Here is a 13,008-nt window from a genome sequence, read left to right as displayed (position 1 = left end):
GGCCGCATGTGGGACTTCGAGACCGACCCTGAATACCAGCAACTCCTGGACTGGGCCGATGCATTCGTGCGCGACGAGGTCGAGCCTCTCGACCTCATCTGGCCGCATCTACAGTTCACCCCGTTGAACGAGACCAGGCGCAAGGTCGTCGACCCACTCAAGGAGCAGGTCCGCCAAAAGGGGCTGTGGGCCACGCATCTCGGGCCCGACCTCGGTGGTCAGGGGTACGGCCAGCTCAAGCTGGCGCTGCTCAACGAGATCCTCGGCCGCTCGCAGTGGGCGCCGATCATCTTCGGGTGTCAGGCCCCCGACACGGGCAATGCCGAGATCATCGCTCACTACGGCACGCCGGAGCAGAAGGAACGGTATCTGCGTCCGCTGCTCGAGGGCGAACTGTTCTCCAGCTACTCGATGACCGAACCGCAGGGCGGCTCCGACCCCACCCAGTTCACCACCGCTGCCGTTCGCGACGGGGACGACTGGGTGATCAACGGCTGGAAGTACTTCTCCTCCAACGCCAACACCGCGTCATTCCTCATCGTCATGGTGGTGACCAACCCCGACGTCAGCCCCTATCAAGGCATGTCGATGTTCCTGCTGCCGACGGACACCCCCGGGGTGAACATCGTGCGCAACGTCGGACTGTACGGCGAGCGGGAAGGCGAAGGCAGCCACGCGCTGATCCACTACGACAACGTCCGCGTCCCGGACTCTGCGCTGCTGGGCGGTGAGGGTCAGGCGTTCGTCATCGCTCAGACGCGACTGGGCGGTGGCCGCATCCATCACGCCATGCGCACGATCGGGTTGGCACAGAAGGCGATCGACATGATGTGCGAACGAGCGCTGAGCCGCGAGACCGCGGGCAGCCGACTCGCCGACAAACAGGCGGTGCAGGAGTACATCGCGGACTCCTACGCGCAGCTCAAGCAGTTCCGGCTGATGGTGCTCCACACCGCGTGGGAGATCGACAAGTACAACGACTACAAGAAGGTTCGCAAGGACATCGCCGCGGTGAAGGTCGTCATGCCGACCGTGCTGCACGACATAGCGTGGCGAGCCATGCAGGTGCACGGGGCGCTCGGCGTCACCAACGAGATGCCGTTCCTCGGCATGGTCACCGGTGCAGCGGTGATGGGTCTGGCCGACGGACCCACCGAGGTGCACAAGACCACCGTCGCCAAGCAGGTGCTGCGCGGTTACCGGGCCAGCGACGACATCTGGCCCTCGGAGTGGTTGCCGCGCAAGCGCGATGCGGCCCGGGAACGCTTCGCCGAGTACCTCGACCTGGAGGTGGGGAACAGTTGACCGGCCTCAACACAGCGCGGCTCGCCGAGTGGCTGGACGACGCCGCAATCCTGCCTGGCAAGGGTGAACCGGTGCGGACGCGCTTCCTGTCCGGCGGGACACAGAACGTCATCTACGAGATCGCCCGGGGCGAGCAGCGCTGCGTCGTCCGCATGCCACCGCCCGGCGCTCCCCCCGACCGGGACAAGGGCATCCTGCGCGAGTGGCGCATCATCGAAGCGCTCGAGGGTACTGACGTGCCGCACACCGCGGCGGTCGGGGTGTGCGAGGACCCCGACGTGCTCGGCCGGCCGTTCTACCTGATGGGTTTCGTCGACGGCTGGTCCCCGATGGACACGCACGGTGTGTGGCCCGAGCCGTTCAACAGCGAACTCGACACCCGCCCGGAGCTCAGTTACCAATTGGCCGAAGGCATTGCGTTGCTGTCCAAGGTGGACTGGAAGGCCAGGGGGTTACAGGACCTGGGCCGCCCGGACGGATTCCACGAGCGTCAGGTCGACAGGTGGATCGGCTTCCTCGAGCGGATCAGGAAGCGGGACATTCCCGGCCTGGAGGTGGCCACCGACTGGCTCCGCGCACACCGGCCGCTGGACTTCATCCCGGGCCTGATGCACGGTGACTACCAGTTCGCCAACGTGATGTATCGCCACGGGGCGCCGGCGCAGTTGGCCGCCATCGTCGACTGGGAGATGGGCACGGTCGGCGATCCGAAACTGGACCTCGGCTGGATGGTGCAGAGCTGGCCAGAGGACACGGCGAACCCGGCCGAGTCCGAGATGAGCTACGTCGACATGCGCGGCATGCCGTCGCGCGACCAGGTGGTCGCGCATTACGCCGCCGTGTCGGGCCGGCAGGTCGACGACCTCGACTACTACCTGGTGCTGGCCAAGTGGAAGCTGGCCATTGTGTTGGAGCAGGGCTTCCAGCGGGCCGGAGACGACGAGAAGCTGCTGGCGTTCGGTCCCGTCGTGACCGATCTGATGGCCTCGGCCGCGGAGTTGGCCGAGTCCACGGACTACCGGGGCTAGGCGAATGTCGCGTGCCGCGGTCTGCGGCGAATACGGACCGCCGGAGGTCGTCCGCGTGCAGGAGTACCCGGTGCCGACGGCGGGCATCGGCCAGGTCGGCGTGCGGGTACACATGGCGGCGGTCAATTTCCCCGATGTGCTGCTCGTCGCCGATTCGTATCAGGTCAGCATCCCGACCCCGTTCGTGCCGGGCAGCGAGTTCGCCGGGGTCGTCGATGAAGTCGGATCGCAGACAACTGGTTTCGCGGTCGGAGACCGCGTGACCGGCACGGCGATGTCCGGCGCGTTCGCCGAGCGGGTGGTGGTCGACGCGGCGAGCCTGGCGCCCATCCCGGACGGTGTCGACGCCGCCACCGCTGCGGCGTTCGGCGTCGCCCACCGCACGGCGTATCACACGCTGCGTTCGATGGCCCGGCTGCGCGCCGGGGACGAACTCGTGGTGCTCGGCGCGGGTGGCGGCGTCGGATTGGCCGCCGTGCAGCTCGGTGTGGTGTTGGGCGCCAGGGTGACGGCGGTCGCGTCGTCAGCTGAGAAGCTCGATACGGCAGCCAGTTACGGCGCATCTCGGTTGATCAACCACCGCACCGGGGAGCTTCGAGCAGCGTTGCGTGAGGTTCTTCCGGATGGCGCCGATGTGGTGGTGGATCCGGTGGGTGGCGAGCTGTCCGAGCCGGCGCTGCGCGCGTTGCGGCGTGGCGGCCGGTTCGTGACGGTCGGCTTCGCGTCGGGTGTCATCCCCCGGATCCCGTTGAACCTGGTGTTGATCAAGGGGATCCAGGTGTTGGGCTTTCAGTTCCAGGATGTGCCGCCGACGGAGTTCGACCGCAACGAATCCGAGCTCCGCGATCTGCTGGTGTCTGGGCGCGTGACCGCCCACGTCAACGCCGTGTACCCGCTGGCCGAGGCCGCCGCGGCGCTGCGTCACGTGGCCGACGGGCGCGCCATCGGAAAGGTGCTGATCGACACGCGGACGTGAGGAGCAAAAAGGACACCGCGGACGTGAGGAAGGGGAAGGGCTTCAGCTCGCCGGGGTGAGATCGGCGGCGACCGACGGCAACGCCGCCAGTCCGCACCGGAATGTCTCGACGTCATCGACCGTGCCCACGTGCGGGTCCGCAGTGGCGGCAAGTGCCTGGGACTTGAACGCGCGGGCCGCTGCGCTCAGCTGGTGGCGCACCGAGCCGATGGTGCTGTCCAGCTCGTCGGGCCAGTGCTCGCCCCACAGCGTCACCTCGGTCATGCCCTGATCGAGCGCGGTGAGCACCCCGCGGCGCACACGCTCGTCGGTGGCGAACAGATCCGCGGCGACGGCGACGGTCTGGGGGTGCGGACGGTCCGCCCACTCCTCGAGGGCTGCGTCGAGGTCGTGCGTTTTCACGCCGAGGATCTCCAGCGGCCGCACATCGTCGGCGTCGTACATCAGCACCGTGACGTCCCACCCGGCCATCACCCGGTCGACGAGCCACCCGCCGGCGAACCTGACCACCTCGGAGACGTCTCGCGCGACTACGTCGAGCCGGTACCTCATCTCGGGGATCCGATCGAGGTTGCTTCCTCCGGATGGTCTTCCGTCCGCGGCATGAAGTCCCAGGCGAGTGTTTCGGCGTACCCCTTGAACACTTCCGCCAGGGGTATCGAAGGATCGAGCAACCATGCGGTCTCCATTCCATTGATGAAGGCGAGAATCTCGACGGCCTTGATGGCCGAGTCGAAGTCGGTGCGATAACGGCCCGCACGCTGACCGTTCTCGATCAGCTGGGTGACGATCTTGACGGCCTCGCGCTGCCTTGTCAGCAGACGGTCGTGGAGCGGCGCGTCGGGCGCGATGTTCTCGATCAGCAGCACGGTGAAGGTACCGACCAGTTCCGGGGCCCGATCGAACCGCTCCGCAACCCGGCAGATCTCGGTCACCAGGTCTCCGGAACGGTCGGCGTGCGTGTCGTCGTCCGCATCGCGCGCGTCGAGCACCGCGTTGAGCAGCTGTTCCTTGGATTCGAAGTGGTGAAGCAGGCCCGCGGGGGTGACGCCCGCTGCCCTGGCGATCTGCGACAGCGAGGTGTTGCGCCATCCGTGACGCGCCAGCAACCGCTCTGCGACCTGGAGAATCCGCTGTTTGCGGTCCTCTCCCTTCGCGAGCAGCGTGGCGTAGGGCCGCACTGCGGCGTCCGGCGTACTCACTGAGCTCCCTTGTTCAACCAACCTAGTGAACACACAGTAGGTAGGTTTGCGGCATGTGACAAGGGTCTCAACGAGGTTATCTTTTGACGGCCATCTCACCTGCGGGTTTGGCGCCGACGCACGCCCACGCCCGGTGTCGAACGCGAGTCATCCGGAGGTCTGTTGATTCACCACGAGGAGGTGTTGGCGTGCGGAGCTTGCCGGTGGCGCTGTTGTCATCGTCGTGTCCTCAGAAACTGAGTCCGTGCTTCTCGAAGTGCTTTGCCAGAGCCTGCATGTACTCATCTCCGTGGAATGGACCCCGCGCCCCGATGGCCGCCTCCAGGAACGGGCCGTACTCCTCGTCGTTGACGTAGGTCGACCAGTGCACGATCTCGGCTTCCTCGTTGGTCTCGACGAAGCTGATTGAGTAGAAGCCCATGACCTTGCCGTCGTTGACGTTGGTCCCCTCCCAGCGATAACGCATGACGAAGCCGTTCTCGGCCGGCCAGAACTTGTGGCCGACGGGCTTCCAGTCGGGGAAGGTGATGCCGTACGCCTTGGCCTCCACCGTGGCGGCGGTATCCCAGTGCGTCGCCACGTCTTTGAGGACCAGCTCCTGTTCGGCGACGAAGTACGGCGAGGTGTACACAGCATCGTCGGTGAACACCCACTCGTCATAGGCTTCACCGTCCTGGACCTTCTGCAGCACATATTTGTCTCGGTAGCTCTCGGCCATCCGGCGGTGTTTGGCGATGCGATCTTCCAGCTTCATTGCAGGAGACTCCTTCTGATCCATTGAGACACTTCATGATCGGCGGTTTGGGAGAAACGATGACCGGGGTTGGTGCGCAGCGACGTCACAACCCCCTGCCGAGAATATACGTCTTTGTATTTCAAATACAGGAATGCATGAAAATTGGCGGACGTGGCAGAGACGGATCGAGCGCACCCCGAGCCTGCTGCTCGATGCGGCCCAGGAAATATTCGCTCCGTAACCGAATCGGGCAGGACAGGCCTGCCGGGCAGGGCCTGCAGCCCCCGGTGCCGAAAGCCATACCGGTTCGTGATGTAGGCGCCGCCGGAGCGCGTCTTCACCTGCCGTGGGTGGCGAAGAACTGCGCGCTGGCCGGCGACGCGTCGAGCCAGGTGTGACCTCCGCCGTCGACCTGAACGAGGGCGACCTCGGTACCGTCAGCGCAACCCGACGCGGTGAAGCGGCGCACCGCGGGCGCCGGGGAATCCTCGATGGGCGCCGGGCATGCGTCGAGTTCGCGCCACCGCTGGGCCAGCGCCGGCGCACCCACGATGTCACTTGGTCCGCCGCGACCGAGCATCGGCCCACCGACGAATGGCACCACCTGATCGCCGGTCCCGTGCACGGCGAGGACCGAAACGGGTCGCGACGGGGCACACGGGAACGTGGATCCCAGTGTCCCCGCGATCGGCGCGATCGCGGCCACGACATCGGCCCGCTCGCAAGCCAGCCGGTTGGCCATGAACGCACCCGCCGACATCCCCGTGGCGAAGACCCGGCCGCGGTCGATGCCGAAATCGTGGGTGAGCCGATCGACGAGCGCCACGAGGAAGCCGACGTCGTCGACTCCCTGACGGTCGGGTACCGAGGCACCGCGCCCGTCGGCCCAGCTCAGGTCGATGCCGTCGGGATAGGCAACAACGAACCCGTGCTGGTCGGCGATGGCGTTGTAGTTCGTCGCCGCCGCCTGCTGCCCTCCGGTCATGCCGGCGCCGTGCAGGTTGATCACCAGACCGTTCGGTTGTTCGATTCCGGCGGGGACATGGACGAGGTAGCTGCGCTGAAGTCCGGCGACCGTCACCGCATCGGGAAAGTCACCGCCGGGAAGCGCCGACGCCGAGGCATGGCCGAAGGACAGGAAGAGCATGAGGACCGCGGCCACGGCCGTCGTGCGTCCTGTTGCAGTCACACCCAGCACCCCTAACGCCACGATGCGATCCGCACGGATCGCCGCAGCGGGTGTGCCACCTCCGGGTCAGCCCTAAACACCCGCGGGGTTGATACTGCAGCACCCGCGGGCTTGGCACTGCGAAATCGACGCCCGTCGCTACAGGCCGAGCGACTTCGCGATCATCACCTTCATCACCTCGCTGGTACCCGCATAGATGCGGGCCACCCGGGCATCGGTGTACAGCCGGGCGATCGGATACTCCATCATGTAGCCGTAGCCGCCGAACAGCTGCAGGCACCGGTCGACGACCCGCTGCTGCATCTCGGTGCAGAACAGCTTGACCCTGGCCGCGTCGGCGCCGGAGAGCTCGCCCTCGACGTGCAGCGCAATCGCCCGGTCCAGCATCGCCTGCCCGGCCTCGACATCCGTCGAGCAGGCGGCGAGCTCGAACTTGGTGTTCTGGAACGATGCCACCGGCGTGCCGAAGGCCTTGCGGTCCTTCGTGTAGTCGATCGCCGCAGCGATCGCCGAGCGGGCCTGGGCGACCGACCCGACCGCGACGGTCAGCCTCTCCTGCGAGAGGTTGTGGCCGAGATAGCCGAACGCCTCGTCCACCTCCCCCAGCACATTCGAGGCGGGGACCCGCACGTCGACGAACGACAGCTCCGCGGTGTCCTGCACCTTGCAGCCCATCTTCTCCAGTTCACGGCCGCGGGTGAAACCCTCCATGCCGTCCTCGACGACAAGAAGCGTCAAGCCCTTGCGGCGGTTTTCGGGGTCGGTGGACGTCCGGGCGACGACGATCACCAGGTCGGCCTGCATACCGCCGGTGATGAATGTCTTGGCGCCGTTGACGATCCAGTCTGCGTCGTCCCCCGAGCCGTCACGCACCGCGGTGGTCCGCATTCCGGCGAGGTCGGATCCGGTGCCGGGTTCGGTCATCGCGATGGCGGTCAGCAACGTGCCCGCCGCCAACCCGGGGAACCAACGCTCGCGCTGCTCCGCGTCGGCGTAGTGCAGGAAGTACGGCAGGATCACCTCGAGTTGCGTGCGCACCGTCGACAGGGTGACCAGCGCGCGGGCCGCTTCTTCCTGCAGCACCACGTTGTAGCGGTAGTCGGGCATGCCCGCGCCGCCGTACTCCTCGGGGATGGCCATCCCGAGCATCCCGAGCGAGCCCATCTGCTCGAAGACCTCGCGCGGCATCCGGCCGCCCTTCTCCCACTGCGGATAGTGGGGAACGACCTCCTTCTCGACGAAGTCGCGGGCGAGTTCGCGGAATGCCTCGTGGTCTTCGGTGAACAGATCTCGGCGCACTGCAATCTCCTCGTTAAGCGATGAGCTCGACCAGCGTGGCGTTGGCGGTGCCGCCGCCCTCGCACATGGTCTGCAACCCGAAGCGAATTCCGTTGTCCCGCATGTGATGAATCATCCGCGTCATGAGCACCGCGCCCGACGCACCGAGCGGGTGGCCCAGCGCGATGGCACCACCGAGCGGGTTGAGCTTGGCTTCGTCGGCGCCGGTGTCGGCCAGCCACGCCAGCGGGACGGGAGCGAACGCCTCGTTCACCTCGAACACGCCGACCTCGGACAGGCCGACGCCGGCCTTGTGCAGGACCTTCTCGGTCGCCGGGATGGGCCCGGTCAGCATCAGCTTCGGATCGGCGCCCGTGACGGCGCCGGCGCGGTAGCGCGCCAGTGGGGTCACGCCGAGCGTCACCGCGTTCTCTGCGGTCATGACGAGCAGGGCCGCGGCGCCGTCGGAGATCTGCGACGAATTGCCCGCGTGGATCACGCCGTCCTCGGTGAACGCCGGCTTGAGTGCGGCGAGCTTCTCCGGTGTCGTGCCACGACGGATCCCCTCGTCGTCGGTGACCACACTTCCGCCTGAATTGCTCCTCGCGTCCGCAGCCTGAGTGAAGACCGGCACGATCTGGTCCTTGAACGCGCCGGCGTCCTGGGCGGCGGCCGCGCGCTCGTGCGACTGCGCGGAGTATTCGTCGAGCCGGGTCCGCGAGAAACCCCACTTTTTAGAGATCATCTCGGCCGAGATGCCCTGATTGAACGAGAAGTCGTCATAGCGGGCAAGGACTTTCGGCCCGTACGGCATCCCGGTGGCGCGTGCCGCTCCCAGCGGCACCCTGCTCATCACCTCCACTCCCCCGGCCACCACCACGTCCTGCTGCCCTGACATGACTGCCTGCACGGCGAAGTCGAGCGCCTGCTGACTCGATCCGCAGGCCCGGTTCACCGTGGTGCCGGGGATGTGTTCGGGCCAGCCTGCGGCGAGCACGGAGTACCGGCCGATGTTGCTCGACTGGTCCCCCACCTGGGACACGCATCCCCAGATGACGTCGTCGATGATGTCGGGGTCGACGCCGGTGCGTTCGACGAGTTCGTTGAGCACCACCGCCGAAAGGTCCGCGGCGTGTTGGTCGGCGAGGCCGCCGTTGCGCTTTCCGACGGGTGTGCGCACGGCTCCGACGATGACTGTTTCCCGCATTATCTCTGCTCCGATCTGGGCGTGACGGCCCATCGACCCGTGAACTCCGGGTCCCGCTTGGCGGCGAACGCCGAGTAGGCCTCCGCTGAGTCTGTGGTTGCGAAGTTACCCGGCTGCGCCCTGGCCTCGTTGGCCAACGCCTCCCGCAGGGTGGCGTTGGCTCCGTCGTTGAGCAGCGCCTTGCTCTGCGCCAGCGCGAACGGCGGCCCGGATGCCAGCCGGCGGGCCAGGGCCTCGACGAAGGCGTCGATCTCGTCAGCGGCCTTCACCCAGGTGACCAGGCCGAGTGCGTGCGCCTCCTCGGCGCCGATCATGTCGGCCAGCAGCACCAGCCGCTTGGCCTGCTGCAGTCCGACGAGCTTGGGCAGCAGCCAGGATCCGCCGAGGTCCACCGACAGGCCCCGCTTGGCGAAGATCTGGCAGAAGCGCGATTCGGGCGTGGCCACGACGAGGTCGCAGCCCAGCGCCAGATTCCAGCCCGCGCCGACGGCGACGCCGGTGACCTTGGCGATGGTCGGCACCGCGAGTTCGTGCAGCGCCAATGCGACGTCGGTGAGCCGGTCCAGCTTGTAGCGCGGGTGGACGTCCTCACCGGTGGCGATGTCGGCACCGGAGCAGAACGCCCCGCCTGCGCCGGTGAGCACCACCGTGCGCACGTCCCGGTCGCGTTTGAGGTCGCGAAGCGCGTCGGCGAGCGCCACCCACAGCCGAGCGTCCAGGGCATTCTTGCGTTGGGGCCGGTTGAGCGTCAGCGTGCGCACTCCGTCGCGGTCCGACGACAGCAGCACCTGATCGCGAGCCATCTCCGGACGCGAGGAGGAATTGGACATCTCCGGACGCGAGGAGGAATTGGACATCAGTAGGCCGGTCCGATCGCGCCCTCGGCCCGCAGCCGGACCAATTCCTCTGGTGTCACGCCGAGTTCGCCCAGCACGGCGTCGGTGTGCTGTCCCAGGCCGGGCACCGCACCCATCGGCTGCTCGAAGTCGCTGATCACCGGCGGCGGCCGCAACGCCTGGATGTCGCCGCGGGGGGTGGCGACGGTCCGCCATCTGTCACGAGCCGTCAGTTGCGGATGCACGACCACTTCGCTGGGGACGTTGTAGCGGGAGTTGCCGATCCCTGCTTCGTCGGCGGTCTTCTGGATGTCGGCAAGATCGTGGCGGGCACACCACGCGCCGATGGCCTCGTCGAGGATCTCCCGGTGCGCGCAGCGGCTGGAGTTGGTGGCGAACCGCGGGTCGTCGGCGAGGTCGAGGCGGTCGATGATCTCCCGGGCGACCCGTTGCCATTCGCGGTCGTTCGTGGTGCCGAGAACGACGGTCTGACCGTCGCGCGTGGGGAACGCGCCGTACGGCGCCACGGCAGGCGAGCCGACGCCGAGCGGTTGCTGGTCGATCCCGGAATGCTGGGTATAGGTGAGCGCATAGCCCATCACGTCGGTCATCACGTCGAACAGGCTCAGTTCGACGGCCGGTGCCCTGAAAGTCCCAGCCCCGGCAGGCCGGTTGCTGCGGCCGAACAACAGCGCCAGTATCGAGATGGCGGCGTACAGACCCGTGCTGAAGTCGGCCATCGCGGGCCCGGGTTTTGCGGGCATGCCGGGATAACCGGTGATCGCGCACGAGCCCGACTCCGCCTGCACCAGGAGGTCGTAGGCACGCTTGTGCGATATCGGCCCCCCGGGTCCGTATCCGTCGATCTCGACGGGGATGACCTGGGGGTGCCGCACGGCGAGGTCGGCCGGAGCGATGCCCAACCGTGCGGTCGCGCCAGGAGCGAGGTTGGACACGAACGCGTCGGCGCGGTCCAGCAGTCGGTGCAGCAACTCCATTCCCGCGGGTGACTTGGTGTTCAACGTCACCGACTCCTTGCCGCGGTTGCACCACACGAAGTGCGCCGCGAGACCGCCGGGGCCGTTGACGACGTCGTCGTAGTCACGCGCGAAGTCCCCCCCGTTGGGGTTCTCCACCTTGATGACGCGGGCACCGAAGTCGGCGAGCACCCTGGTGCACATCGGCGCGGCGACGGCCTGTTCCATGGCGACGACGGTGACGCCGGACAGGGGGGCCTGCGATGAATGAGTCATCGGGTTACCTCGACAGAGAAAGACCTGGCTCTAGCCGGTCGAGAAAGGGCTACCTCGACCTCCGGCGACTTGTCAGAGGTGGCGTTTATGTTGCTGACATGACGCGATATCGACTGCTTCCTTCCGACGAGCAGGCTGTGGTGTTGACCGAGTATTGTCGCCAAGCCCGCTACATATGGAACCTGGCCGTCGAGCAGCAACGGTACTGGCAGCCCGGACGCCGCGCGCCAGGCTTTAACGAGCAATGCGCTCAGCTGACCTCTATCCGTGCCGAGTACGACTGGCTCGCAGCCGGGTCGCACACCGTGCAGCAGCAGGCGTTGCGTGACTTCGCCCAGGCGATGAGAAACTTTTTCGCCGGAACACACCGCCGCCCGACATGGCGTAAAGCCGTTGTACACGAAGGATTCCGGCAGGTCGCGGTGAAACCGCACCACATCGAGCGCCTTAATCGCAGGTTCGGTCGCGTACGGGTGCCCAAGATCGGCTGGGTGCGTTTCCGTCTTTCGCGGCCGGTCCCACCGGATGCTAAGTCGTACCGGGTTACCCGAGATCGGGCCGGCCGCTGGTTTATATCCTTCGCCCACATCCCCGATCCGATCGCGGGTCCGGGCCTGGGCAGTGTGGTGGGTATTGACCGTGGTGTTGTGGTGTCGGCGGCATTGTCGACCGGTGAACTGTTGCACGCCCCCAGTCTTACCCCAGGTGAGTCGAAGCGGTTGAAGGTGTTGCAGCGACGCCTCGCGCGCGCCGAGCGCGGCTCCAAGCGACGGGTACGCACGAGGCTCGCGATCGCGAAGCTCAATGCGCGTGAAAGCGATCGGCGCAAGGACTGGGTCGAAAAGGCAACCACGGACATTGCGCGCCGCTTCGATACGATCCGCCTCGAAGCACTTGACGTGCGGTCTATGACCCGGGCAGCGCGCGGAACGGTCGAGCACCCTGGTGTGCACGTGGCTAACAAGCGCAGCCTCAACCGTGGCATCAGACGAAGCGGATGGGGCCTGTTGGCCGAGCGGTTGCAGCACAAAGCTTCGGGTCGGGTCGAGCAGGTTCCGGCCGCGTACACGTCGCAACGATGCTCGGCGTGCGGGCACGTCGCACCCGGGAACCGCGAGAGCCAAGCGGTTTTCGAGTGTGATTCCTGCGACGCAGGGCCATGCAATGCTGACGTGAACGCCGCACGCAACATCGCCGCCGGACGGGCGGTGACAGCACGGGGAGACCTTGGCGCTAGCCGGTCTACGAACCGTGAACCTCAACTCAGCTCTCCTGCTGCATAGGTAGGCAGCCGGGTCGTAATCTGCTGGCCGCTCAGCGGAGGACGTCAAATCACCATGCCGCCGTCGACCGGCAGCACCTGGCCCGTGATGTAGGACGCGGCGTCGGATGCCAGGAAGACGAACGCACCCGCGACCTCGTCGGGTTCCGCCCAGCGCTTCAACGGGATTCGCGCCATCATGTTGGCCGCGAACTTCTCGTTGGTGCGGATGGTCTCGGTCATCGGCGTGGCGGCCAGCGGCGCGAGGGCGTTGACGAGGATGTTCTTGCCCGCGAGCTCGCGGGCCAGCGACTTGGTGAAGCCGATGATGCCCGCCTTGGCCGCGGAATAGTTCACCTGGCCGAGCGTGCCGGTGATGCCTGCCGACGATGTCACGTTGATGACGCGGCCGGTGCCGTCGGTCGGCAGGTACGGCAGCGCCGCCTGCGTGCAATGGAAGGTCCCCATCACATGGATGTCGAAGGTCAGGCGGAACGTCTCGTCGGTCAGCTTGGGGAACATCGCGGGGGCCGTGACACCCGCGTTGTTCACCAGGATGTGCAGCGTCCCCCCGCCGAGGCCGGCCGCCTGCTCGGCAGCGGCGTCGGCGGACGCGCGGTCGGCGACGTCCAGCGCGGCGCTGTCGGCTTTGCCCCCCGCGGTGCGGATGCGTTCGGCCACCGCGGCGGCCGCGTCGCCGTTGATGTCGGTGACGAGGACCGCCGCACCGGCCCGGG

The 13,008-nt window shown here is 67.0% G+C and carries 13 protein-coding genes; 4 read left to right on the top strand and 9 right to left on the bottom strand.

Annotated features, from left to right (window positions below; genetic code table 11):
• Positions 1–6: 6 nt before the first annotated feature.
• From H7I57_RS21085 to H7I57_RS21075, 3 genes are read left to right on the top strand one after another with little or no spacing between them, the layout of a single operon-like run.
• A complete protein-coding gene (locus tag H7I57_RS21085) occupies positions 7–1,305 on the top strand; it encodes an acyl-CoA dehydrogenase family protein (RefSeq protein ID WP_264025807.1) in 1,299 nt (432 codons plus the stop codon).
• Positions 1,302–2,333 (top strand): phosphotransferase family protein, encoded by a 1,032-nt coding sequence (locus H7I57_RS21080; protein WP_264025806.1) that lies wholly within the window; start codon positions 1,302–1,304, stop codon positions 2,331–2,333. The genes H7I57_RS21085 and H7I57_RS21080 overlap by 4 nt, the downstream gene beginning before the upstream one ends.
• Before the next feature lie 4 nt (positions 2,334–2,337).
• Positions 2,338–3,309 carry an NADPH:quinone oxidoreductase family protein gene (locus H7I57_RS21075; protein ID WP_264025805.1) on the top strand — a complete coding sequence of 324 codons (972 nt, stop codon included), beginning with the start codon at positions 2,338–2,340 and terminating at the stop codon, positions 3,307–3,309.
• Positions 3,310–3,351: 42 nt separating this feature from the next.
• Here the strand turns inward: H7I57_RS21075 and H7I57_RS21070 are convergent, their stop codons facing one another.
• The 8 genes from H7I57_RS21070 to H7I57_RS21035 form a co-directional block, all read right to left on the bottom strand.
• Positions 3,352–3,861: a hypothetical protein gene (locus tag H7I57_RS21070; RefSeq protein ID WP_264025803.1), complete on the bottom strand. Its 510-nt coding sequence runs from the start codon at positions 3,859–3,861 to the stop codon at positions 3,352–3,354.
• Positions 3,858–4,511 carry a TetR/AcrR family transcriptional regulator gene (locus H7I57_RS21065; RefSeq protein ID WP_264025801.1) on the bottom strand — a complete coding sequence of 218 codons (654 nt, stop codon included), beginning with the start codon at positions 4,509–4,511 and terminating at the stop codon, positions 3,858–3,860. The genes H7I57_RS21070 and H7I57_RS21065 overlap by 4 nt, the downstream gene beginning before the upstream one ends.
• A 229-nt stretch (positions 4,512–4,740) precedes the next feature.
• Positions 4,741–5,265, bottom strand: a complete 525-nt coding sequence (locus H7I57_RS21060) for a hypothetical protein (RefSeq protein ID WP_264025800.1) — start codon at positions 5,263–5,265, stop codon at positions 4,741–4,743.
• Between the two features lie 319 nt (positions 5,266–5,584).
• Complete coding sequence (locus tag H7I57_RS21055) at positions 5,585–6,445, bottom strand: extracellular catalytic domain type 1 short-chain-length polyhydroxyalkanoate depolymerase (RefSeq protein ID WP_264025885.1); 861 nt, start codon at positions 6,443–6,445, stop codon at positions 5,585–5,587.
• 129 nt (positions 6,446–6,574) lie between these two features.
• Positions 6,575–7,735 carry an acyl-CoA dehydrogenase family protein gene (locus H7I57_RS21050; protein WP_264025799.1) on the bottom strand — a complete coding sequence of 387 codons (1,161 nt, stop codon included), beginning with the start codon at positions 7,733–7,735 and terminating at the stop codon, positions 6,575–6,577.
• 13 nt (positions 7,736–7,748) lie between these two features.
• Positions 7,749–8,921, bottom strand: a complete 1,173-nt coding sequence (locus tag H7I57_RS21045) for a thiolase family protein (RefSeq protein ID WP_264025798.1) — start codon at positions 8,919–8,921, stop codon at positions 7,749–7,751.
• Complete coding sequence (locus H7I57_RS21040) at positions 8,921–9,724, bottom strand: enoyl-CoA hydratase/isomerase family protein (RefSeq protein WP_264025796.1); 804 nt, start codon at positions 9,722–9,724, stop codon at positions 8,921–8,923. Before H7I57_RS21040 ends, H7I57_RS21045 begins: the two co-directional genes overlap by 1 nt.
• Before the next feature lie 53 nt (positions 9,725–9,777).
• Complete coding sequence (locus tag H7I57_RS21035) at positions 9,778–11,010, bottom strand: CaiB/BaiF CoA transferase family protein (protein ID WP_264025795.1); 1,233 nt, start codon at positions 11,008–11,010, stop codon at positions 9,778–9,780.
• Between the two features lie 98 nt (positions 11,011–11,108).
• On the opposite strand from H7I57_RS21035, the gene H7I57_RS21030 reads away from it, so the two are divergent.
• Complete coding sequence (locus tag H7I57_RS21030) at positions 11,109–12,293, top strand: RNA-guided endonuclease InsQ/TnpB family protein (protein WP_264025794.1); 1,185 nt, start codon at positions 11,109–11,111, stop codon at positions 12,291–12,293.
• Positions 12,294–12,337: 44 nt separating this feature from the next.
• On the opposite strand, the gene H7I57_RS21025 is transcribed toward H7I57_RS21030, so the two are convergent.
• The coding region (locus tag H7I57_RS21025) for an SDR family NAD(P)-dependent oxidoreductase (RefSeq protein ID WP_264025792.1) at positions 12,338–13,008 on the bottom strand (671 nt) is incomplete at its 5' end.

Source organism: Mycolicibacterium pyrenivorans (genome assembly GCF_025821625.1).
GTDB classification, from domain to species: domain Bacteria; phylum Actinomycetota; class Actinomycetes; order Mycobacteriales; family Mycobacteriaceae; genus Mycobacterium; species Mycobacterium pyrenivorans.
This window is presented reverse-complemented; position numbering and strand designations above follow the sequence as displayed.

What these genes read in the sequence shown, in the direction of transcription:
- H7I57_RS21045 (WP_264025798.1), bottom strand. Translation starts at nt 8,921, where the DNA reads ATGCGGGAAACAGTCATCGTCGGAGCCGTGCGCACACCCGTCGGAAAG.
- H7I57_RS21035 (WP_264025795.1), bottom strand. Translation starts at nt 11,010, where the DNA reads ATGACTCATTCATCGCAGGCCCCCCTGTCCGGCGTCACCGTCGTCGCC.
- H7I57_RS21030 (WP_264025794.1), top strand. Translation starts at nt 11,109, where the DNA reads ATGACGCGATATCGACTGCTTCCTTCCGACGAGCAGGCTGTGGTGTTG.
- H7I57_RS21085 (WP_264025807.1), top strand. Translation starts at nt 7, where the DNA reads ATGTGGGACTTCGAGACCGACCCTGAATACCAGCAACTCCTGGACTGG.
- H7I57_RS21075 (WP_264025805.1), top strand. Translation starts at nt 2,338, where the DNA reads ATGTCGCGTGCCGCGGTCTGCGGCGAATACGGACCGCCGGAGGTCGTC.
- H7I57_RS21070 (WP_264025803.1), bottom strand. Translation starts at nt 3,861, where the DNA reads ATGAGGTACCGGCTCGACGTAGTCGCGCGAGACGTCTCCGAGGTGGTC.
- H7I57_RS21040 (WP_264025796.1), bottom strand. Translation starts at nt 9,724, where the DNA reads ATGGCTCGCGATCAGGTGCTGCTGTCGTCGGACCGCGACGGAGTGCGC.
- H7I57_RS21060 (WP_264025800.1), bottom strand. Translation starts at nt 5,265, where the DNA reads ATGAAGCTGGAAGATCGCATCGCCAAACACCGCCGGATGGCCGAGAGC.